Source organism: Labrenzia sp. 011, assembly GCF_003075075.1.
GTDB lineage: Bacteria > Pseudomonadota > Alphaproteobacteria > Rhizobiales > Stappiaceae > Roseibium.
Genome location: NZ_QCYM01000009.1, coordinates 24,081 through 44,356 on the forward strand (window position 1 = coordinate 24,081; position 20,276 = coordinate 44,356).

The following is a 20,276-nucleotide window of genomic DNA, read 5'->3' on the forward strand; positions in this document are numbered from 1 at the left end:
TGCTGCTCCGGTCGCGACTGATAAAGTAACGGGCTTTCCGACGTCCGGGAGTCGCGATGCCAATCCGGCCCCGGTTCAACTTAATCGCCTGCGGCGGGTCCGCAGCCTGATGGATCTCAATATCTTACCGCATGAAACTGGATTCCAAACTCTTCGACAGCATTCGGGTCAAGCCGGACAAGGAACGGGCCAAGCAGGACGGTCATCCGGTCTGTGAACACCCGGGATGCAAGAGGCCCGGCACGCACCGGGCGCCGAAAGGGCGCGACCGGGAAGGCCAGTATTTCAACTTCTGTGTCGATCACGTCCGCGAGTACAACAAGTCCTACAACTATTTCAACGGGATGGGCGACGACGACGTGCGGTCCTATCACAAGGACAGCCTGACCGGCCATCGCCCGACCTGGAAGATGGGTGTCAACCGGCAGGCGGCCGATGGTCCGGACGGGCATGACCCGCGTGCCGACATGCGGACAAATGCGCAGCGCAGGGCCGCCCAGGGACATCGTCCGCGGCAAAGAAAACTGCTGGCGCTTGAAAAACGTTCGCTGGATGTGCTCAATCTGTCCTACACAGCCCGTGGCGCCGATATAAAAGCGCGGTATAAGGAGCTTGTGAAATTGAACCATCCGGATGCCAATGGCGGCGACAGGTCTTCCGAAGACCGCCTGCGGGAGATCATTCAGGCCTATAATGTCCTGAAAAAAGCCGGGTTCCTTTGAGCCGGCAGGATCCTGCCGACTTTCCCAAACAGACCCTTCCCGAACAACTCGGGACTGCGGAGGACTGATGACAGAGACGACGACTGCGGCCATCGCCATGCCGGATACCAAAATTTCCGTGGAAGAGGTTTTCGGTTTCAAGTCCGGCCTCAAGGTGCCGGCATTTTCCGCGCCGTCCGAGCATGTACCTGAGCGTGACGAAGACTACCTGTTCGACCGGGCAACCACATTGGCGATCCTTGCCGGATTCGCGCATAACCGCCGCGTTATGGTGACCGGTTATCACGGTACGGGGAAATCGACGCATATCGAACAGGTGGCGTCCCGTCTCAACTGGCCCTGTATCCGCGTCAACCTGGACAGCCATATCTCCAGAATCGACCTTGTCGGCAAGGATGCGATCGTGCTGAAGGAGGGCCAGCAGGTCACCGAATTCAAGGACGGTATCCTGCCCTGGGCCTATCAGCACAATGTGGCGCTGGTGTTCGACGAATATGATGCCGGCCGGCCGGACGTGATGTTCGTCATTCAGCGTATCCTGGAGTCCTCCGGGCGCCTGACGCTGCTCGACCAGAGCCGCGTCATCCGGCCGCATCCGGCCTTCCGTCTGTTCGCCACCGCCAATACGGTCGGTCTCGGTGATACCTCCGGTCTCTATCACGGCACGCAGCAGATCAACCAGGCGCAGATGGACCGCTGGTCCATCGTCACCACGCTGAATTATCTGCCGCATGACAACGAGGTCGACATCGTGCTGGCCAAGGCCAAGCACTTCCGCACCGAGGAAGGCCGTCAGACCGTTTCCAAGATGGTGCGCCTCGCGGACATGACCCGCAATGCCTTCATCAACGGCGACCTTTCCACGGTCATGAGCCCGCGGACGGTGATCACCTGGGCCGAGAATGCGGAAATCTTCGGCGACGTGGGCTTCTCCTTCCGCCTGACCTTCCTCAACAAGTGTGACGACATGGAACAGTCCCTCGTCGCGGAATTCTATCAGCGTTGCTTCGGGGAAGACCTGCCGGAGTCGGCCGTCAACGTCGTGATGAGCTGAGGCCCATGGCTTCCAGTGCAAACAAGGGCGTAGGGTATGCGTGATACGCGGGCCAGGCCGGGCAGCAATTCCCTTCCGGGCAACAAGCCGGCACCGACCACCGAACCGTTGAAGCAGGCGGTGAGCGGCACCATGCGTGCAATCTCGGGTGAACCGGAGCTGGAGGTGATCTTCTCCGGCGACCGCCCCGGCCTCAGCGGCCTGTCGGCGCGTCTTCCCGAACCGTCGCGCAAGGTGAACGCGCGCGAGATCGCCGTGACCCGCGGCCTGTCGGATTCCATGGCACTGCGCATTGCCTGCCACGACAAGGCGCTGCATGCCAAGAACATGCCGCAGGGCGCCGAGGGACGGGCGATCTTCGAGGCTCTCGAGCAGGCCCGTTGCGAAGCCGTGGGCGCGCGGCGGATGCAAGGGGTCGCGGACAATCTGGCCGTGATGCTGGACGACCGCTTCCGCAAATCCGGCGCACCGGATATCTCCAGCCGCGAGGAGGCGCCGCTTCAGGACGCGCTGTCGCTGATGGTGCGGGAACGGCTGACCGGAGCCAAGCCGCCGGAAAGTGCGCAAAAGCTCGTCGATATGTGGCGAGGCTGGATCGAGGACAAGGCCGGCGCCGATCTCGACAAGCTCGAAGCCGATGTGGAAGACCAGAATCTCTTTGCGGCCCGTCTGCGCGATGTGCTCAGGTCCCTCGACATGGCCGACGAAATCGGCGACCACGACGACGACATGGACCCGGACCAGAACGAGGACCAGGGCGACAACGACGACGCGGAAAGCGGCGACGACGGCGAAGAGGACGGCGGCGATCAGGAGGCCTCTCCCCAGGAGATGGAACTCTCCGGCGAGGAGCAGGATACCGGCGATACGGAAGCCGCCGAAGCCGATATGGAGGATTTCGCCGAACAGGATATGGCGGAGGATACCGAGGAACCGGGCGAAAGCGAGCGCTCCAATGCGCCGTTCAGCAATCGGCCGGAAACCGATTACCGGGTGTTCACGCATCAGTTCGACGAAACGGTCACCGCGGAAGAGCTCTGCGACATGGCCGAGCTCGACCGGTTGCGCGGGTTCCTGGACAAGCAGCTGACCCCGCTACAGGGCGCGGTTGCCCGGCTGGCCAACCGCCTGCAGCGCAAGCTGATGGCGCAGCAGAACCGGTCCTGGGATTTCGACCTGGAAGAAGGGCTTCTGGACACGGCACGGCTGACACGCGCGGTGACCGATCCCATGGCGCCCCTGGCGTTCAAGCAGGAACAGGACACCAAATTTCGCGATACGGTCGTGACGCTGCTGCTGGATAATTCCGGCTCCATGCGCGGACGGCCGATCACCGTTGCAGCGACCTGCGCCGATATCCTGGCGCGGACGCTGGAACGCTGCGGCGTGAAGGTGGAAATTCTCGGCTTCACCACCAAGGCGTGGAAAGGCGGCCAGTCGCGGGAAAGCTGGATCGGAGCCGGCAAGCCGCCGACACCCGGGCGGCTGAACGATCTGCGGCACATCATCTACAAGTCCGCGGATGCGCCCTGGCGCCGGGCCCGGCGCAATCTCGGCCTGATGATGCGCGAAGGCCTGCTGAAGGAGAACATCGACGGCGAGGCGCTGCTTTGGGCCCATGACCGCCTGATGGCGCGTCCCGAACAGCGGCGCATCCTGATGATGATTTCGGATGGTGCGCCGGTGGACGACACGACACTGTCGGTGAACCCGGGCAACTATCTGGAACGCCATCTGCGCTATGTGATCGAGGAAATCGAGACCCGGTCACCGGTCGAGCTGATCGCCATCGGCATCGGCCACGACGTGACGCGCTACTACCGCCGTGCCGTGACCATCGTCGATGCGGAGGAACTGGCCGGCGCGATGACCGACCAGCTTGCCAATCTCTTCGATGACACTGTCCAGCAGGAGCTCCAGTCCCGCGGGCGCCGCCGCGCCGGCCGCCGGTAGCCGGGCAGGCACGGAGCATGGCGGGCGGACGGTTCCGGCACATCCTGAGATCCGCCGCAATCCTGGCCGGGATCGCCGCAGGACTTGCGGCGCCGGCCGCCGGGATCGCCGGCGAACTGTTGAGTCAGGGACAGCCGGTCAGTCTTCGAACCAAGGCAATCGAAACCTTCCGCATCGGTCATGAGGACCGGCGCTTCGGAAAGCTGACGTTTCTCGGCGGGCTGGAGCTGCTCGCCTCCGACCCTGAAATCGGCGGGCTTTCCGGTCTTGTCACCCTCGAGGGCGGAGAGGCCTTCCTGGCGGCGACCGATCACGGTCACTGGGTGAGCGGCCGGATTGCGCAGACCCCGGAAGGGGCCCCCCTGGAAGTGTCCGATGTTCGCATGGCGCCGCTGCTGGGCGCCGACGGCCGGACCCTCAAGGCCCGCTGGGGGCATGATACGGAAGCCCTGGCGCTGGCCGGATCCGGTCTTTACGTGACCGCAGAGACGAAGAACGCGATCTACCGCTATCCCTGGCCGCTGGCAACGGGCCAGGAACACATGCTCGGCGAACTGGCGCTGGCGCAAGACATCCGCGCGCTGCCCCGCAACACGGGGCTGGAGGCGCTGGCGGCCGCGCCAGACGACAGTCCACTGGCCGGCAATCTGATTGCGGTTGCCGAATCTTCGGCCGGCGAGGGGCTGGACCTCCAGGGCTATATCATCGGCCCGGAGGGGACGGAGCGGTTCAAGATCCGCCGACAAGACGGCTTCGACGCCACGGACGCCGCCTATCTGCCCGATGGCGACCTGCTGCTGCTTGAGCGCCGGTTCAACCTGGTCGACCTGATCGGCCTGCGGTTGCGCCGTTTTCCCGGGCAGGCCGTCAAGCCGGGCGCCCTGCTGGAGGGCGAATTGCTGCTCGAGGCGGATTTCGGATACCAGATCGACAACATGGAAGCGCTTGCCGTTCACCGGAACGAGGGCGGAGACACCATTTTGACCCTGCTGTCCGATGACAACCGGTCTTTTCTCCAACGGACGGTCCTGTTGCGGTTCCGGCTGGACCCGTGATCTGGCGTATGTCGCGTTGAATTGAATTCGGGAAATCCCCCGAATCCATGAATTTTCTCGAGGGCAACCGGCTCCAAACGAAGGTTCAAGTTTCCCGCCCCATGCTGCGTGATAGTTTTGTTGTGATTAAAACGGACATGGATACCGAACATGAATATTTCTTCTTTGAAAAACGGGATCTTGTTTTCCGCCTGTGTTGCAATTTCGATTGCGATGTTTCCTCAGGCCAGCTCCGCAGCCAGCTACAAGAAACTGGTATCGCAGGGCTACAAGACCAGCAAACTGACGCGCAGCCGGTCCGGCTCCATGGGATGGTTCGTTTCCGGTCGCGACAAGAAATACTTCTGCAAGATGCGGGGCGGATCGGTCTATATCGGCGGCGGTAAAATGGGAATTTATACCTCCGCGGGAAGATTGATCCCGATTGACCGCGACGCCTATCATTCCAAGCAAGGCGTGAAGAAAACGGATGCGCCGCAATTGAAGGATCTCAAGGCCGGGCGGCCGCGTCCCCAGGATGTGGGAGCCTGCTCCTTCGCCGGATGAGGCTGGTTTCGCCCCATGTGGCCGTTTGCTCTTTGTCCGCCTCTGCAGGACGCAAAAAAGGCGCCGGTTTTCCGGGCGCCTTTTTCATTTTCTATGGATAAAAGGAGAAGTAGATCAGGCCGCCCTGCTGTTCGGCATTGCCTGAAAGAGGCCGAGCAGGACCCGGTAGGGCGCCAGCAAGGCGACCGCCACCAGCATCTTCACCAGAAAGTCGCCGGCTGCCAGCGAAACCCACAGCAGCGTCTGGGGCCCTTCGGCAATGCCCAGGAAGGGAACCGGGAAGGCGAGCGAGCCGTTCTCCATACCGAAAAAGGCATCGATGAAGGCGAAGTTGGCGGAAAAGGCGATGCCGAAAAACAGCAGGGTGTCGATCACCGAACCGAACAGGGAGGACACGACGGGTGCCTTCCACCAGGCGGTCCTGCGCAGGCGGTCGAAGATGGTGACGTCCATAAGCTGGGCCACCAGGAAGGCGGAGCCGGAGGCGATGGCGATGCGGGGTGTCGCGAGCCAGACGGACAGGATCACCGCAATGACGAAGCCGGCGACCACGACCTTGCGGGCAGCGGCCGGGCCGTAGCGGCGGTTGGTCAGGTCCGTGACCAGGAAAGCGACGGGATAGGTGAAGGCCCCCCAGGTCAGCGTGTCGGCCAGATTGATGCCGCCGAGAACCTGCTCGACCGGAAACTGGACCAGGTAGTTGGAGGCCACAACGACAATCGCCATCGCAAGGATCGCGATGGCGTGATGTCCCGCGGAAAAATTCCGGGTATCCGTCATGATTTTACCCCAGAGGGTTGGAATTTAGGCGGCAGCAGGGGCAGCGGCTTCAGCCTGCTTGCGCTTGATGCTGACCTTGATCTTGCGGGCCGCGTCGGAAAGTTCCGCGTCGGAAGCCTTCATCAGGTAGGCGTCGAGGCCGCCGCGGTGCTCCACGGAGCGCAGCGCATGGGCGCATACTTTCAGCTTGAAGGTCTGACCCAGCGTATCGCTCAGCAGAGACACGTTGCACAGGTTCGGCAGGAACCGGCGGCGGGATCTGTTGTTTGCGTGCGAGACGTTGTTGCCAGTCATCACATCTTTGCCGGAAAGTTCGCAACGGCGTGCCATGATATCACCTTTTGTTTTCGTGGCCGGGCCGTTACATGGAACCCAGCTTGTCAAAACCGGAACCGGCGCGGACCTGAGGTCCGGCGACATCGTCTCCGGCATTTCTCGGAAAAAAGTTGCCCCGCTATAATCGCAGTGCGCGTCAGCGTCAAGACATCTCGCGCGATTAGGCAAGATTCAGTGATTTTTCTCCGCAGGAAGCACGGCCCATCGCACATTCCTCGTCCACATCGTGATTTTCAACAGATCTTGATACCGGACGTTAACCACTGAGTTACCATAATTCTGAATGATTGTGGGCGTTCATCGGGCGGAAATCATGATAACGTTGCCGTTGCGGAACACTTTTGGCGCGGGGGCGCAATTCGCTGCCGGATCAGGCAGTGCGGAGGTTTTGAGGTGTTTGGTTTGACGTTTTCACCGGTTCTGACCCTGGGACGGCTGTTTGCTCTGCCGATGATTGCCGGGGCGCTGCTGATCACACCGGCTCACGCGAAGAAGAGCAGTGTCGGCGGCCTTTATTCCATTTCCATCGCCGGTTTCAAGGTCGGCCGCGGAACGCTGTCGCTCGTCATGCAGGGCAATGCCTATTCGGCCAAGGTCAGCCTGGAGCCTGCGGGCATCGGAACGCTGTTTTCCACCGGCAAGGGCGGGGCGGAAGCCTCTGGCTGGCTCGTCGGCTCGCGGGTGGTGCCGTCCAAGTACCGCATGGCCTCCCATGCGGCCAATATCGATTTCCATGTCAGGCTGAAGCAGGGCTCCGGCAGCATCCGTTCCATGGATGTGGCGCCGCAGTTCAAGCCCAATGCGGAACGCATCAAGGTCACCAACCGTCACACAAGCAATGCGATCGACCCGTTGAGCGCGGCGCTGATGCCGGTCGGCCGCGCCAAGGACAGCCTGGGGCCCAAGGCGTGTTCGCGCAAACTGCCGATCTTCGACGGCTGGACCCGTTTCGACATCAAGCTGAGCTATGAAGGCCTCAAGGAAGTGTCCGGACGCGGCTATGACGGCCAGGTGGTTGTGTGCAAGGCGCGCTGGGTTCCGGTCGCCGGACATCGGCCCTCCAAGGAATCGGTCAAGCATATGGCCAAGGCCAATATGGAAGTCTGGGTCGCGCCGATGGGCCGCGAGAACGTGCTGATCCCCTACCGGATCGCGATCGACACGCAGAACGGCCGTCTGGTGGTGGAGGCTTCCAAGCTGAACATCGACGGCGCCGGCAGCGACCAGGCGTCCCGCTGACGCAGCGCGGGCCGTTGCATCGCCCCGATCGGCACGCGTCAGCCGGAATCGGGGTGTCGGGGCCAAGCGAAGGCTTGCACCTCCCTGCGTCTCTTGTTACAGCCCACCACGTCATGCCGTCCGGGCCGAGTATGCCCGTGTAACTGTTTTCCGGAGTGGCCGCCCCGATCGGGCGGTGCCGGCTTGTCTCAGGTAACCGAGTAAATGCGCAGCTATTTGGAATTCGAAAAGCCCGTTGCAGACATCGAAGGCAAGATCCAGGAATTGCGGGCACTGGCCGCAGGCGGCGAAGCCGTCAATGTCGAGGATGAAATCGACCGGCTGAAAGCGAAATCCTCGCAGACGCTCAAAGACCTCTATTCGAAGCTGACCCCCTGGCAGAAAACGCTTGTCGCCCGTCATCCGGACAGGCCGCACGCGGTGGATTATATCGCCGGTCTCATCGAGGACTTCACGCCGTTGGCCGGCGACCGGAAATTTGCCGAGGATCACGCGATGATCGCCGGAATCGGCCGGTTCCGCGGACAGTCGGTGGCGGTGCTTGCGCAGGAAAAGGGCCATAACACCGAGACGAGGCTGAAGCACAACTTCGGCATGGTGCGGCCGGAAGGCTACCGCAAGGCGGTGCGGATCATGGAAATGGCGGAGCGGTTCGGCCTGTCGCTGATCACCTTCGTCGATACCTCCGGAGCCTATCCGGGCCGTGGTGCGGAAGAGCGCGGGCAGTCGGAAGCGATCGCCCGCTCCACGGATGCGGGTCTCGGCCTGGGAACGCCGTCCGTTTCCGTCGTGATCGGCGAAGGCGGGTCCGGCGGCGCGATCGCGATCGCCAACGCCAACAAGGTGCTGATGATGGAACATGCCATCTATTCGGTGATCTCGCCGGAAGGGGCGGCTTCCATCCTGTGGCGGGACAGCACCAAGGCCCAGGACGCGGCGACCGCGCTGAAGATTACCGCTCAGGATCTCAAGCAGCTGGGCGTGATCGACAGGATCATCGAGGAGCCGGTCGGCGGAGCCCACCGTGCGCGCGAAATCGTGATCGACTCTGCGGGCAAGGCCATTGACGACGCCCTGACGGAATTGTCGGGGCTGAGCGCGGACGAGTTGCGCAAGCAGCGGCGCGAGAAATTCATTGCCATTGGCCGCAATCTCGGCTGATCCGCAAGGGATGCGGCACTGGCTTCAGTGTCAATCTGCCGGATTTTCAGCACAAACTTTGCGGAATGCGGCCGGGTCTGCCATTGTCTGGCCAGAATTTTCCCGCAGTCAATCCATCAGGGACAAGGTCTGAGCCGGGCCTTTTCCGCGAAGTCCGGTGCCATCACCGGAATTTGCTTCGCGGGCGGCGGCGGAATTCGGTAACCTATCGTCAACCATCATTGCCTAGCCTTGGGCGGGGGCGTGTGGCTGGAAATAGGAGCGAGCCGTTTGCTCGAACGGCTGAAGGGCTGTCATCGGTTTCCGTCAAGTTTGGGATAGTATCATGGTCTTTCGGCGCTTCATGCAGATGCGGGCCGTCATCCGTCAGGGTCTGGAACGCCTGCGTGGCAACATCGCGAGGCTGGTGTGCCTCCTGCTTGCCGCAGGGTTCCTGGCCGCCTGTCAGGGCGATGAATTCGGGTCCGGTTCCAACAAGGCGCAGCGTCCGGTCAGCGCCTCGATCAAGCGCAAGATGAGCGATCTCAACATGAGCGCGACATCGCCGATCATGATCCGGATCTTCAAGGAGGAGTCGACGCTCGAGGTCTGGAAGCAGACGCGCAGCGGCAAATACAAGCTTCTGGAGGAATTCGAGATCTGCAAGTGGTCCGGCGATCTGGGGCCGAAGTTCAAGGAGGGTGACCGTCAGGCTCCCGAAGGCTTCTACGAGATCACGCCGGCGCTGATGAATCCGAATTCCAACTATCACCTGGCCTTCAATCTCGGCTATCCGAACGCCTATGACCGGGCGCACGGGCGGACCGGTTCCCATCTCATGGTGCATGGCGCCTGTTCGTCGCGCGGCTGTTACGCCATGACGGACGAACAGGTCCAGGACATCTACGCGCTGGCCCGCGACAGTTTCAAGGGCGGGCAGCGATCCTTCCAGGTCCAGGCCTTTCCCTTTCGCATGACACCGGAAAACATGGCGCGCCACCGCGACAGCGAGCACCTGGAATTCTGGAAGATGCTGAAGACCGGCTACGATCATTTCGAGGTCACGCAAACACCGCCGGCCATCGCCGTTTGCGAAAAGAAATATGTCTTCGACGCGACCACGCTGGTTCAGGGCGTGCCGTTCCGCGCCAGTGCCAAATGCCCGGACTTCCGGATCAGCCCGCGGATCGCGTCTGCCGTGTCGGCGAAGCAGCGCAAGGACAACGAGAAGTTCCAACAGCTTGCCGCGCGTTTCGACGCGCGCGAGGAACGGCAGAAGCGCTGGGAAGAACGTTCCAACCGCATCGCGGAAGTGCTCGGCAGCGGGCAGAAGGACGCGGCAACGGAAACGGCTGCCGCCGACACGGCCTCCCAGCCGGCTGCGGAGGCGACTTCCGCCGCGAAGCCGGCTGAGACCGCCACGGCGGATGCCGCGGACGCGCCGGAAGCGCAGAAACGCCCGGGAGCGGCGGTCGAAACGGCCTATGTGGCTGATGAAAGACCGCGTGGCGGTTCCGTGGGCAGTTTCTTCAAGCGCTGGGTGCCCTTCGGACCCAAGACCTCAGATGAAGGCGCGGGTATCAGGCCCATCACCACCGAGGTCGTGCCGGGAGCAAAGCCGGACTGATCAGCCCTGCCTGTTGCCCGCAAGCGGCGGCAGGCCGGTCGAAACGCCCATCCGCAGAACCGCCGGGTCATGTGCCTTGCGCGCAAAAACCTCCCTGACCAGCGCCTCGAAGCTTTCCAGCGGGTCGGTCGGATAATCCGGGTCGAAGGAACTCTGGTCCCAGCGTTCGCAGAAATCGGCGCAGGCCTGGAAGTGGATGTGTCCCTTGAACCGGTCGCGGGCGTTTTCATCCCAGCCATAGTGGCGGGCGTAATAGATCGACTGGAAAATGCCGTGGTGCTCCACCACCCAGGAAACCTCGTCGCGCACGAATGGCCGGATGACTTCCGCCGAGAACCGGTCGTGATTCTGCGGCGCCAGACCGTCGCCGATGTCGTGCAGCAACGCACCGGCGATCCAGTCGGTATCCGCGCCTTCGCGCCGGGCCCGTGTCGCCGCCTGAAGACCGTGCTGCATGCGGGTGATCTTGTAGCCTGACAGCGTGTCCTCGCCCTGGCGGCGCAGCTCGGCCAGCACCCGGTCCGCCGTCAGGGCGTGATAGGATTTCTCGGCTTTTTCCAGCAGTTCGTAGTCCTGGCGGGTGCCGTCTTTCATTTGGGTGAAGGAGACGGTTTTCATGGTTTTCTCCCGTTTGCGGAGTCTTGGGGACCGGCCTATTTCGGCATCAGGGCCCAATAGTCGAAGTCGAGCAGTACCTCGGGCAGATAATTGCCCTCCGGGTCCTTGCCGGGGAAGTCATGGCAGGGCCGGTCGCGGGTGGCGACCAGGCGCAGGCGCAGCGCGCCGACATCCGAGCGGCCGTCGATATCGGCCTTGTCCAGCACTTCCGACCAGGCATAGACGGTGTTGCCGGCCGCCAGCGGACCGACATGGCGGCCGCCATTGATGCCGGCAATATGAAAGGCGTTGGCGAGACCGTTGAAGGACAGTGCCCGGGCGATGGAAATCACGTGGCCGCCATAGACCAGACGGTGTCCGAAACGGCTGTGAGCCTGCGTGTGATGATTGAAATGCACTCGGGCGGTGTTCTGGTAGAGCCGCGTCGCCATCTGGTGTTCGGCTTCCTCAACGGTCATGCCGTCCACATGGTCGATCTTCTCGCCGATCTCGTAATCGCCGAAGTGGTAGGGCGAGCCGGACAGATCGTTGTCCCAGTTGGCGCTGTCCAGCAGCGGCACGGCCATGCCCAGAACCTGCGGATCGAGAGCGGCCGGCAGGTCCGGAACCACCGGTTCGGGCGCCGGGCTGGATGCAACGCGCTTGTTGACCATCACCCAGCGCACATAGTCCAGCACTTCCGTGCCCTTGTCCGTGTAGCCGGTGGAGCGCACATAGACCACCCCGGTCCGGCCGCTGGAGTTTTCCTTCTTGCCGATCACTTCCGAGACGGTGGAAAGCGTGTCGCCGGGAAAGACCGGCGCCAGGAACCGTCCGCCCGCGTAGCCGAGATTGGCGACCGCATTCAGGGAAATGTCCGGAACGGTCTTGCCGAAGACGATGTTAAAGGTCAGCAGGTCATCCACCGGCGCATGGGCATAGCCGAGGGCACTTGCGAAGGCGTCGGAGGACTGCACCGCGAAGCGCGAACCGTAGAGCGCCGTGTAAAGCGCTTGGTCGCCGCTGGTGACTGTGCGCGGCGTCGCGTGCCGGATCACCTGGCCGACTTCAAAATCCTCGAAAAAATTGCCCTGACCGCTCTTGCTCAACGCCGCCTCCTGCTCGTGATCCCACTGGCGCGCATTAAGCCTGCCGCAGCGCACAGGAGCAAGTTGAACCTTTTGCGGAGGGACGGCATTGCGATGCCCCACAAGGCACCACGCCGCTCATGCCCCCGAGCCGGAGCCTGTCCTGCACCTGTTGCGGAGGCACGCGAGGAGGTCCCGGATCAGGTCCGGGACAGCGGGTGTTTCATGGATTGTCTTGAGGTCGCGCTGAAGCGGGCGCGCGAGATGCAGGCAAAGGGGCTTGCTGCTGCCGGGATGCTGGAGACGACGCGGCGGCGTTGGTGAAAGACTGATCCGGGCTTTTTGTAAGCCCGGGGTCTTTTCCTACGTCCCTGCCGGCTCCGGCAGGGCGCCGCAGAAGCCGCCGCTCGGGGCCGTGCCGGAGCCGAGGGCGAGCAAGGGCGGGGCCTTGTAGGGATTGGGCGGGGTCGCGGAGGCGTCGAGGGCGACCAGAACGGCGATCCCCAGAACTGCGATCGAGGCGGTTACCAGACGGGTCATGGCTTTGGCTCCAGCTTGACGAGCGACCGCAGCCGGATGCCGTAGATCGATCCAACAAATGCGGCGGCGAACCAGACCCAGCCGTGCAGGCTTCCCGTAGAAATGCCGGAAAAGAACGCCCCGACGTTGCAGCCGAAGGCCAGCCGCGAGGAATAGCCCAGCAGGAAGCCGGCGACGATGGCCGCCAGCCAGGCCTGGAGGGGAAGGGCGGGAATCTTCTGGGACAGGCCGCCGACGCGCCAGCTGGCCACGAGGAAGGCGCCGAGCACGATGCCGATGTTGGTCAGGGAGGTGTAGTCCGTCAGGATGCTGCTCTTGAGACGCTCAAGCGAGCCCGGCGCGCTCCAGAAGGCGGATCCGGACAGGTCGGCACCGGCGGCGGAGGCTGCCTTGGCGGCCCACAGCCCGAGCCCGTAGACGACGCCCCAGGGCTGTCCGGAAACGATCAGGTTGAGGATGGCAAAGGCGGCAACCAGAACTGCGGCGACAACCAGCCGGCGCGGCAGGCGGCGGTGTTCGGGCGGGGCGAGCTTCCACAGGAGCGCGGCAATTGCGGCAAGGCCCAGGAGGGTGACCGCGACGCCCCGCCAGCCGGAAAAGCTGATGATCGGCAGCGCACCCAGGTCGGTCCACCAGATCAGGTGATAGGCGCCGGCGAAACTGCCGATGGCGAAGAAGGGCAGGGCGACCAGGGCGACCGCGTTTCCGGATCCGGCGTTCACCAGGGTTCCCGATCCGCATCCGAGCACCACCTGCATGGCTGCGCCGAAGATGAAGGCACCGGCGATCATGGCAAAGCCGACCGGCGCCTGCGCGCCCGTCAATTCGCCGGTACCGGCCGAGATCATCGGCAGGGCCACCAGGGTGACGATGCCGATCGCCAGGAGCTGTGCCCAGAGGCCGGCCGGATCGCGGCGCAGGATCATGGCGCGCCAGGGGCCGGCAAAGCCGAAGCGCAGGCCCTCCAGCACGATGCCGAAGCCCAGCCCGATGGCCAGCATCAGGCCGAAGCGGCCGCCGGCCAGAAGCGCCGCTGCGAAGACGATGGCAATGGCGGCCAGAACGAGACCGCCGCGGCGCAGGAGCGGCGCGGCGGCGGTGTCACGGGGTGCGGTCAGTGTGGTCACGTCAGTTGATGATCTGCTTGATCTGGAGGATCAGGTTTTCGAAGAGGGTCGGCGTATTGGCCATTTCATAGCCGGCATTGGAATATTCCACCATGGACCCCGGGTAAAGCTTGGCGTTTTCCACGCCGGCCAGTTCCGACACGGCGAACCAGTGCGTTGCCGCCCAGTGGCCGGTGTTGCAGAAGGAAACCGTGTCCTTGCCGTCCTGGACGCCCAGGCTCGCCTTGAGCGCCGCCGGATCGATGGCCGTCGACATGGCCGGGGAGCCCTTGTCGAAGAAGGACGTATAGGAATGGTTGGTGGCGGTCGGCAGAGTGCCGGGGCGTGCGGCGGCCTCGTGGGCTTTCTTGCCGTTGAAGAAGTCGGCCGGACGGGCATCGACCAGAAGCGCGTCCTTCTCGCCGTTGGCCACGGCCGCGACGTCGGCGGTTGTGGCCAGCCAGGTATCGTCGAAGGTCAGGTCGAGTTCGCTGGGCATGGCGGATTCGACGGTCTTGTTCACCGGCAGACCGGCTGCCCGCCAGGAGGTGAGGCCGCCATTGAGGATCGACAGGTCGGTGAAGCCGGTGGACTTCAGGGTCCAGTAGACCCTGGCTGCGGCGCCGAAATCGGTGTCGCTCTTGCCTTCCGACAGGATGACAATCGGGCTGTCCTGTTCCAGGCCGAGCTCCTCGAGTTCCGCCTCCAGTTTTTCCAGGTCGACAAGACCGCCCGGATTTTCCTCCGGCCCGCGGAACATGCGATAGGGCGCGAACAGGGCGCCGTCGGCATGAGACTCTTCATAGCCGGCGTTGCGGATGTCCAGAAGGATCGGCTGTGCCGTGTCGAGGGTGGCGGAGAGCTCCGCCGCTTCCACCAGCGGACCATAGGTGTCGGCAAGGGCAGAGGTCGCGAGGCCGGTGGCCATCGCGAGTGCGAGAGCGACGTGTTTCATGGGATCAGCTTTCCTGGTCAGCGGCCTTCGGCTTGCGTCCGGCCGCATCTGTTACATGTGGCTGAATCTAGGGAAGCTGCTGCGCGCGAAACAGGGATGACGTTTCAAATTTGTCCGGCTGGTTGATAAATTGAACCAAAACGGAGGGTCTGTCTGGCAATCTTTTGCGGAAAGGGGCGCGGAGGGCCTGTTCGGGAACCGGAGTGCGAGCCCGGACTGTCCCGGACTCGAGCCGGGACCGGTCGCCGTTTTTCGCCGTGGCCCCGGCGCGAGGCCGGGGCAGGGAGACGGTGCGGGGCAGGCGCGGTTCTACGCGGTGGCCTTGTTCGCCGAGCGTTCGGCGCGCTTGCGCTCGTGCGGGTCGAGCATGGCCTTGCGCAGGCGGATGGACACCGGGGTCACTTCCACCAGCTCGTCATCGGAGATGTAGGAAAGCGCGGCTTCCAGGGTCAGTTTTTTCGGCGTGGTCAGCTTGACCGCGTCGTCCTTGCCGGCGGAGCGGATGTTGGTGAGCTGCTTGCCCTTCAGCACGTTGACTTCCAGGTCGTTGCCGCGGGTGTGCTCGCCGACGATCATGCCCGGATAGACCTTGGTGCCCGGGTCGATCATCATCGGGCCGCGGTCTTCCAGGTTGAACAGGGCGTAGGCCACGGCTTCGCCGGTGCCGTTGGACAGGAGCACGCCGGTATGACGGCCCTGGATCGGACCCTTGTAGGGCTCGTAGCCATGGAACAGGCGGTTGAAGATCGCCGTGCCGCGGGTGTCGGACATGAGTTCGGCCTGGTAGCCGATCAGGCCCCGGGTCGGAGCATGGAACACGAGGCGGGTGCGTCCGCCGCCGGAGGGTTTCATTTCCAGCAGGTCGGCCTTGCGTTCCTGCAGCTTCTGCACGACCGCGCCAGAATGTTCCTCGTCCACGTCGATGATGACTTCCTCGACCGGCTCCAGCCGGTTGCCGGCGTCGTCGTACTGGTAGACGACGCGCGGACGGCCGACGCCGAGTTCGAAGCCTTCGCGGCGCATGTTCTCGATCAGGATCGCCAGCAGCAGTTCGCCGCGGCCGGAAACGACAAAGGCGTCCGGTTCCTCGGTCTCTTCCACCTTCAGGGCGACATTGCCTTCGGCTTCCTTCATCAGGCGTTCGCGGATGACGCGCGACTGCACCTTGGCGCCTTCGGTGCCGGCCAGCGGGCTGTCATTGACGCGGAAGGTCATGGACAGGGTCGGCGGATCGATCGGCTGGGCCTGCAGCGGCTCGCTGATGGAGGGGGTGCAGAGCGTGTCGGCGACGGTGGCCTTGGTCAGGCCGGCGATGGAGACGATGTCACCGGCTTCTCCCTGTTCGATCGGCTGGCGCTCCAGGCCGCGGAAGGCGAGGACCTTGGAGATCCGGCCGGTCTCGACGACGCTGCCGTCCCGCGCCAGGGCCTTGACGGGCATGTTCGGCACGGCGGTGCCGGAAACGATGCGGCCGGTCAGGATGCGGCCCAGGAAGGGATCGGACTGAATCGTCGTCGCCAGCATGCGGAAATCGCCCGGCTCGGCTTCCGGTTCGGAGATCCGGTCCAGAACCATGTCGAACAGGGGATCCATGTTGTCCTGCGGCCCGTCCGGCTCAAGCGCCATCCATTCCTGCTTGGCGGAGCCGTAGAGCACCGGGAAATCGAGCTGGTCTTCATTGGCGTCGAGCGCGGCGAAGAGATCGAAGACCTCGTCGAGGACTTCCTCGGCGCGCTGCTCGGGCTTGTCGATCTTGTTGATCGCGACGATCGGCTTCAGGCCGAGCTTCAGCGCCTTGCCGAGAACGAACTTGGTCTGCGGCATCGGGCCTTCGGCGGCATCGACCAGCAGGATCACGCCGTCGACCATGTGCAGGATTCGCTCGACCTCACCGCCGAAGTCGGCGTGGCCTGGCGTGTCGACGATGTTGATGCGGGTGTCTTTCCAGACAAGCGAGGTGACCTTGGCGAGGATGGTGATCCCGCGCTCGCGCTCGATGTCGTTGGAGTCCATCATCCGTTCTTCCGTGCGCTGGTTGTCGCGGAATGCGCCGGATTGCTTGAGAAGAACGTCGATCAGTGTTGTTTTGCCATGGTCGACGTGTGCGATGATGGCAATATTGCGCAAGTTCATGAGTGGCTCCAAAAGACAGAACGGGCCCTTGTGGACCCGCAGCTTGTCTGGATATGAGATTTCGACAGATCGGCAGCCGTGCCGTATTTGGCGCCTTTATACGTGGCCGGGACGAATTGTGCAACGCAATGTCACAAGTGTGCATTGACAGGTGCCGTTTGACGGCGTAATTCGTAAGGTATCCTTACTATATTGGAGCGGTGATGTCAGTTCCTCCTCCGAGTGTCGGTGTTACCATGCTGGTCGTCGATTTGGCGCGATTGATGCGGCGGCGCTTTGAAAGCGCCTTGTCGGAGGTCGACACGGGGCTGACGGTTGGCGAAGCGCGGACGCTGTTTTATGTCTGGCGCAGTCCCGGGCAGCGGCAGGCCGTTCTGGCCGAGAACATGTATGTCGAGCCGATGACCCTGGTCGGCTATCTGGACTCGCTGGAAGCCGCCGGGCTGATCGAACGCTGCTCCGACCCGACCGACAAACGGGCCAAGCTGATCAAGCTGACGCCGCGCGCCGTGCCGCTTATCGAGCGCATCGACGTGGCGCTGCAGTCGGTGCGTTCGCAAGCGCTCGAAAAGATCCCGCAAGAGGGGAAGCAGGTCCTGGAAAACCTGTTGCAGACAATGAAGGACAGTCTGCTGCAGGACGTTTCCAGAGAGAAACAGAAATGACTTCCGAAAATTCGATCATGACGACGCGGCGCACGTCGCTGCTGGGGGCCGGGCTTGTGGCGATCGGCCCCATATCCATGGCGCTCTATACGCCGGCGATGCCGGCGCTCGTCGAGGCCTTCGGCACGACGGAAAGTGCCGTCAAGCTGACGCTGACGGCTTATTTCGCGGGCTTTGCGGCGACGCAGCTCGTCTGCGGTCCGCTGTCGGATGCCTTCGGGCGTAAGCCTGTCACGCAGATGTTCCTGACGCTCTATCTCGTTTCCAGCGTTTTCGCGACCCTCGCGCCGACGGTGGAATTCATGGTGGTTGCCCGCGCCCTCCAGGGAATCGGCGCGGCGGTGGGCATTTCCGTTTCGCGGGCGATCGTCCGCGACCAGTTCACAGGGCAGGCCTCCTCCAGGGTGATGAACACCATCGCCATGATGCTGGCGCTCGGACCGGCCATTGCCCCGACCATCGGCGGCATCGTTCTGGAGCTGTTCGGCTGGCGGCAAGTTTTCTGGTGCATGGTGATCTACGGGGTGGTGCTGATGGTCTGCGTCGCGCTTTTCCAGGTGGAAACAAATCCCCGGCCCGGCATGCATCATCTCAACCCCAGACAGCTTGCCGCGAGCTACGGCACGCTCCTGAAGGACCCCCGCTTTCTCGCTCCGGGCCTGCTGATCGGTTTCGGGCTGGGGAACATCTATGCCCTGGCGACCGTCCTGCCCTTCGTGCTGATCTATGAGGTCGGCCTGTCGCCGTCCGGATTCGGTCTCACCATGATGCTCCAGTCCGGGTCGTTCATCGCCGGCACCTTTGTGACCGGCCGGCTGTTGCGTGCCGTCGATGCGCGCAAGCTCGTCCCCTATGGCCTGGTGCTCCTGCTGATCTCTGCTGCCCTGATGTGCTATCTGTCGCTGACACAGGTTCCGTCCATCGCAACGGTCATGGGCCCCGTGGGGTTTTTCATGTTCGCCATTGCGCTGGTGCTGCCGGCATGTTTCACCGAATCCATGGCACCGTTTCCGCAGATCGCGGGTGCCGCGTCCTCCATGCTCGGCTTCCTGCAGTTCGGCGGCGGCATCCTGGCCAGTCTGGTGATCGCGGCTCTCGGCAATCCGGTCCTGGGCATGGCCATCATACCGCCGGCAATGCTCGTCACCGGCATTGTCCTGTCCCTGATCTTCAGGAGCCGGATCCCGAGGCAGGCGGCCGCGGTGTCGTGAGCCGCATCCTTTCGGGTCATTCAGGTCAAGCAATAGCTTGACCACCACCGGCCGAGCGGGCATCAGGTGCGGATGAACGAGGGACCCCTGATGGTGAAAACCGCCGGATATCGGCTGCCGACGCAGCGCCCGCATGTGATGGGCATTCTCAACGTGACGCCCGATTCCTTTTCCGATGGCGGACGGCACACGCTTGCCGGGGCCGCGCTTGACCATGCCAGGGCGATGATCGCCGAGGGTGCGGATATTCTCGACATCGGCGCGGAGAGCACGCGGCCGAATGCGACGCCGGTGGCACAGGAGGAGGAATGGGCACGGCTCGCTCCGGTCCTGGAAGATGTCATCGACCTGGGAACGCCGGTGTCCATCGACACCTACAAGGCGGAAATCGCCAGACGTGCCTGCGCGGCCGGTGCTGCCATCGTCAATGATGTCTGGGGCCTGCAGAAGGATCCGGCGATGGCGGATGTGGTGGCGGAAGCCGGCGTGCATGTGGTGATGATGCACAATCGCGCCGAAGCCGACGGGGGCCTCGATATACTCGACGACATCGACCGCTTCTTCGAAACCTCCATGGAGCTGGCGGAGCGGGCCGGCATTGTCCGGGAGAAGCAGATCCTCGATCCGGGCTTCGGATTCGGCAAGACCATCGACCAGAATTTCCTGATCCTCAACCGCTTCGAGACCCTGAAAAAACACGGGTTGCCGCTTCTCGCCGGCGCGTCCCGCAAACGGATGATCGGGACAGTGCTTCAGGCCGAAATGGCCGACCGGCTCTACGGGTCCATGGGGGTCCATATGACCGCAATGCTCAAGGGCGCCTCGATCGTCCGGGCACATGACGTGCATCCACATGCCGATTGTGTGCGTATGCTGGAAGCAACCAGGCTCGAGCGGGACCCGAACTGAATGATCCGGCCAGATATGACGACTGACATGCCGACCCGCTGCGCCCTCGGGCTCGGGTCCAATCTCGGCGATCCCAAGGCCAATGTGGACGAGGCCGTCCGCCGGCTGGAGCTGACGGAAGGGGTGACGCTGGTGGCGCGCTCTTCCGACTACAGGACGCCGCCCTGGGGGCCGGTGAAACAGGATGATTTCCGCAACATCTGTGTTGTGCTGGACACGACCCTGAGCCCGCGGGATCTGCTGAAACGCTGCCTGGCCATCGAGATCGAACTGGGCCGCGTGCGCGCAGAGCGCTGGGGGCCGCGGACGATCGATATCGACGTGTTGATCTACGGCATGGAACGGATCGCGGAATCCGATCTCGAGATCCCGCATCCGCGCATGGGCGACCGGGCCTTCGTGCTGATCCCGCTGGCCGAAATCTGGCCGGATGCGCCGCTCGCGGATGGCCGCACGGCGGCCGAGGCTCTGGAGAGCTGTCCGGATCAGGAAGGCGTGGTCAAGCTGGACGGGTAGGTTGTCCTGCCCGGCCGAATGAAGCGGCGCCAGAGGGCGATGGTTGCCCGGTCCTTCACGGTTCTGAAACGGTCTCGGGTCAAGATCCGTTCGTGATCCACCGG

Annotated in this window: 20 protein-coding genes; 12 read left to right on the forward strand and 8 right to left on the reverse strand. The window is 63.3% G+C overall.

The window, feature by feature from the left end:
• Positions 1-131 precede the first annotated feature (131 nt).
• From DCO57_RS11385 to DCO57_RS11405, 5 genes are all read left to right on the forward strand, one after another.
• Positions 132-722, forward strand: coding sequence for a DnaJ domain-containing protein (locus DCO57_RS11385; RefSeq protein ID WP_116699025.1), 591 nt, complete (start codon positions 132-134; stop codon positions 720-722).
• Positions 723-789: 67 nt separating this feature from the next.
• Complete coding sequence (cobS, locus tag DCO57_RS11390) at positions 790-1,776, forward strand: cobaltochelatase subunit CobS (RefSeq protein WP_116699026.1); 987 nt, start codon at positions 790-792, stop codon at positions 1,774-1,776.
• Positions 1,777-1,812: 36 nt separating this feature from the next.
• Positions 1,813-3,729: a cobaltochelatase subunit CobT gene (gene cobT, locus DCO57_RS11395; RefSeq protein WP_116699027.1), complete on the forward strand. Its 1,917-nt coding sequence runs from the start codon at positions 1,813-1,815 to the stop codon at positions 3,727-3,729.
• 17 nt (positions 3,730-3,746) lie between these two features.
• Positions 3,747-4,784, forward strand: coding sequence for an esterase-like activity of phytase family protein (locus DCO57_RS11400; RefSeq protein ID WP_116699028.1), 1,038 nt, complete (start codon positions 3,747-3,749; stop codon positions 4,782-4,784).
• Between the two features lie 150 nt (positions 4,785-4,934).
• Positions 4,935-5,330, forward strand: coding sequence for a hypothetical protein (locus tag DCO57_RS11405; RefSeq protein WP_133192659.1), 396 nt, complete (start codon positions 4,935-4,937; stop codon positions 5,328-5,330).
• A 114-nt stretch (positions 5,331-5,444) separates the two neighbouring features.
• On the opposite strand, the gene DCO57_RS11410 is transcribed toward DCO57_RS11405, so the two are convergent.
• The gene (locus tag DCO57_RS11410) at positions 5,445-6,110 is read right to left on the reverse strand and encodes a queuosine precursor transporter (protein WP_116699030.1); all 666 of its coding nucleotides are present in this window, start codon (positions 6,108-6,110) and stop codon (positions 5,445-5,447) included.
• A 24-nt stretch (positions 6,111-6,134) separates the two neighbouring features.
• Positions 6,135-6,440 (reverse strand): 50S ribosomal protein L28, encoded by a 306-nt coding sequence (rpmB, locus tag DCO57_RS11415; RefSeq protein ID WP_116699031.1) that lies wholly within the window; start codon positions 6,438-6,440, stop codon positions 6,135-6,137.
• A 408-nt stretch (positions 6,441-6,848) separates the two neighbouring features.
• On the opposite strand from rpmB, the gene DCO57_RS11420 reads away from it, so the two are divergent.
• From DCO57_RS11420 to DCO57_RS11430, 3 genes are all read left to right on the forward strand, one after another.
• Positions 6,849-7,685 (forward strand): DUF3108 domain-containing protein, encoded by an 837-nt coding sequence (locus DCO57_RS11420; RefSeq protein WP_208977903.1) that lies wholly within the window; start codon positions 6,849-6,851, stop codon positions 7,683-7,685.
• Between the two features lie 204 nt (positions 7,686-7,889).
• The gene (locus DCO57_RS11425; RefSeq protein WP_116699032.1) at positions 7,890-8,846 is read left to right on the forward strand and encodes an acetyl-CoA carboxylase carboxyltransferase subunit alpha; all 957 of its coding nucleotides are present in this window, start codon (positions 7,890-7,892) and stop codon (positions 8,844-8,846) included.
• Positions 8,847-9,171: 325 nt separating this feature from the next.
• A complete protein-coding gene (locus DCO57_RS11430; RefSeq protein WP_116699033.1) occupies positions 9,172-10,452 on the forward strand; it encodes a murein L,D-transpeptidase family protein in 1,281 nt (426 codons plus the stop codon).
• Here the strand turns inward: DCO57_RS11430 and DCO57_RS11435 are convergent, their stop codons facing one another.
• The 6 genes from DCO57_RS11435 to typA all read right to left on the reverse strand — a co-directional run bounded on the left by DCO57_RS11435 (position 10,453) and on the right by typA (position 16,871).
• The gene (locus tag DCO57_RS11435; RefSeq protein WP_116699034.1) at positions 10,453-11,070 is read right to left on the reverse strand and encodes an HD domain-containing protein; all 618 of its coding nucleotides are present in this window, start codon (positions 11,068-11,070) and stop codon (positions 10,453-10,455) included.
• Positions 11,071-11,105: 35 nt separating this feature from the next.
• Positions 11,106-12,158: a MaoC family dehydratase gene (locus DCO57_RS11440; RefSeq protein WP_116699035.1), complete on the reverse strand. Its 1,053-nt coding sequence runs from the start codon at positions 12,156-12,158 to the stop codon at positions 11,106-11,108.
• A 342-nt stretch (positions 12,159-12,500) separates the two neighbouring features.
• Positions 12,501-12,677: a hypothetical protein gene (locus DCO57_RS23525; RefSeq protein WP_165814721.1), complete on the reverse strand. Its 177-nt coding sequence runs from the start codon at positions 12,675-12,677 to the stop codon at positions 12,501-12,503.
• The gene (locus DCO57_RS11445) at positions 12,674-13,804 is read right to left on the reverse strand and encodes a YeeE/YedE family protein (protein ID WP_116699036.1); all 1,131 of its coding nucleotides are present in this window, start codon (positions 13,802-13,804) and stop codon (positions 12,674-12,676) included. The genes DCO57_RS23525 and DCO57_RS11445 overlap by 4 nt, the downstream gene beginning before the upstream one ends.
• A gap of 1 nt (position 13,805) precedes the next feature.
• On the reverse strand, positions 13,806-14,738 hold the full coding sequence (locus DCO57_RS11450; RefSeq protein WP_208977904.1) for a rhodanese-like domain-containing protein: 933 nt from the start codon (positions 14,736-14,738) through the stop codon (positions 13,806-13,808).
• A gap of 309 nt (positions 14,739-15,047) precedes the next feature.
• Complete coding sequence (gene typA / locus DCO57_RS11455; protein WP_116699038.1) at positions 15,048-16,871, reverse strand: translational GTPase TypA; 1,824 nt, start codon at positions 16,869-16,871, stop codon at positions 15,048-15,050.
• A gap of 203 nt (positions 16,872-17,074) precedes the next feature.
• Here typA and DCO57_RS11460 point away from each other — a divergent pair, with 203 nt between their 5' ends.
• The 4 genes from DCO57_RS11460 (at position 17,075) to folK (ending at position 20,172) form a co-directional block, all read left to right on the forward strand.
• A complete protein-coding gene (locus DCO57_RS11460) occupies positions 17,075-17,536 on the forward strand; it encodes a MarR family winged helix-turn-helix transcriptional regulator (RefSeq protein ID WP_116699039.1) in 462 nt (153 codons plus the stop codon).
• On the forward strand, positions 17,533-18,747 hold the full coding sequence (locus tag DCO57_RS11465; RefSeq protein ID WP_116699040.1) for a multidrug effflux MFS transporter: 1,215 nt from the start codon (positions 17,533-17,535) through the stop codon (positions 18,745-18,747). The genes DCO57_RS11460 and DCO57_RS11465 overlap by 4 nt, the downstream gene beginning before the upstream one ends.
• 72 nt (positions 18,748-18,819) lie before the next feature.
• Entirely contained in the window at positions 18,820-19,656 is an 837-nt protein-coding gene (folP, locus tag DCO57_RS11470) for a dihydropteroate synthase (protein ID WP_116699041.1), read from the forward strand.
• Positions 19,657-20,172 (forward strand): 2-amino-4-hydroxy-6-hydroxymethyldihydropteridine diphosphokinase, encoded by a 516-nt coding sequence (gene folK, locus DCO57_RS11475; RefSeq protein WP_244287929.1) that lies wholly within the window; start codon positions 19,657-19,659, stop codon positions 20,170-20,172.
• The last annotated feature ends 104 nt before the right edge of the window (positions 20,173-20,276 follow it).

What these genes read in the sequence shown, in the direction of transcription:
- DCO57_RS11410 (WP_116699030.1), bottom strand. Translation starts at nt 6,110, where the DNA reads ATGACGGATACCCGGAATTTTTCCGCGGGACATCACGCCATCGCGATC.
- DCO57_RS23525 (WP_165814721.1), bottom strand. Translation starts at nt 12,677, where the DNA reads ATGACCCGTCTGGTAACCGCCTCGATCGCAGTTCTGGGGATCGCCGTT.
- DCO57_RS11385 (WP_116699025.1), top strand. Translation starts at nt 132, where the DNA reads ATGAAACTGGATTCCAAACTCTTCGACAGCATTCGGGTCAAGCCGGAC.
- DCO57_RS11435 (WP_116699034.1), bottom strand. Translation starts at nt 11,070, where the DNA reads ATGAAAACCGTCTCCTTCACCCAAATGAAAGACGGCACCCGCCAGGAC.
- DCO57_RS11460 (WP_116699039.1), top strand. Translation starts at nt 17,075, where the DNA reads ATGTCAGTTCCTCCTCCGAGTGTCGGTGTTACCATGCTGGTCGTCGAT.
- folP (WP_116699041.1), top strand. Translation starts at nt 18,820, where the DNA reads ATGAACGAGGGACCCCTGATGGTGAAAACCGCCGGATATCGGCTGCCG.
- cobT (WP_116699027.1), top strand. Translation starts at nt 1,813, where the DNA reads ATGCGTGATACGCGGGCCAGGCCGGGCAGCAATTCCCTTCCGGGCAAC.
- DCO57_RS11405 (WP_133192659.1), top strand. Translation starts at nt 4,935, where the DNA reads ATGAATATTTCTTCTTTGAAAAACGGGATCTTGTTTTCCGCCTGTGTT.
- rpmB (WP_116699031.1), bottom strand. Translation starts at nt 6,440, where the DNA reads ATGGCACGCCGTTGCGAACTTTCCGGCAAAGATGTGATGACTGGCAAC.
- typA (WP_116699038.1), bottom strand. Translation starts at nt 16,871, where the DNA reads ATGAACTTGCGCAATATTGCCATCATCGCACACGTCGACCATGGCAAA.
- DCO57_RS11425 (WP_116699032.1), top strand. Translation starts at nt 7,890, where the DNA reads ATGCGCAGCTATTTGGAATTCGAAAAGCCCGTTGCAGACATCGAAGGC.
- DCO57_RS11450 (WP_208977904.1), bottom strand. Translation starts at nt 14,738, where the DNA reads ATGAAACACGTCGCTCTCGCACTCGCGATGGCCACCGGCCTCGCGACC.
- DCO57_RS11430 (WP_116699033.1), top strand. Translation starts at nt 9,172, where the DNA reads ATGGTCTTTCGGCGCTTCATGCAGATGCGGGCCGTCATCCGTCAGGGT.
- folK (WP_244287929.1), top strand. Translation starts at nt 19,657, where the DNA reads ATGATCCGGCCAGATATGACGACTGACATGCCGACCCGCTGCGCCCTC.
- cobS (WP_116699026.1), top strand. Translation starts at nt 790, where the DNA reads ATGACAGAGACGACGACTGCGGCCATCGCCATGCCGGATACCAAAATT.
- DCO57_RS11465 (WP_116699040.1), top strand. Translation starts at nt 17,533, where the DNA reads ATGACTTCCGAAAATTCGATCATGACGACGCGGCGCACGTCGCTGCTG.
- DCO57_RS11400 (WP_116699028.1), top strand. Translation starts at nt 3,747, where the DNA reads ATGGCGGGCGGACGGTTCCGGCACATCCTGAGATCCGCCGCAATCCTG.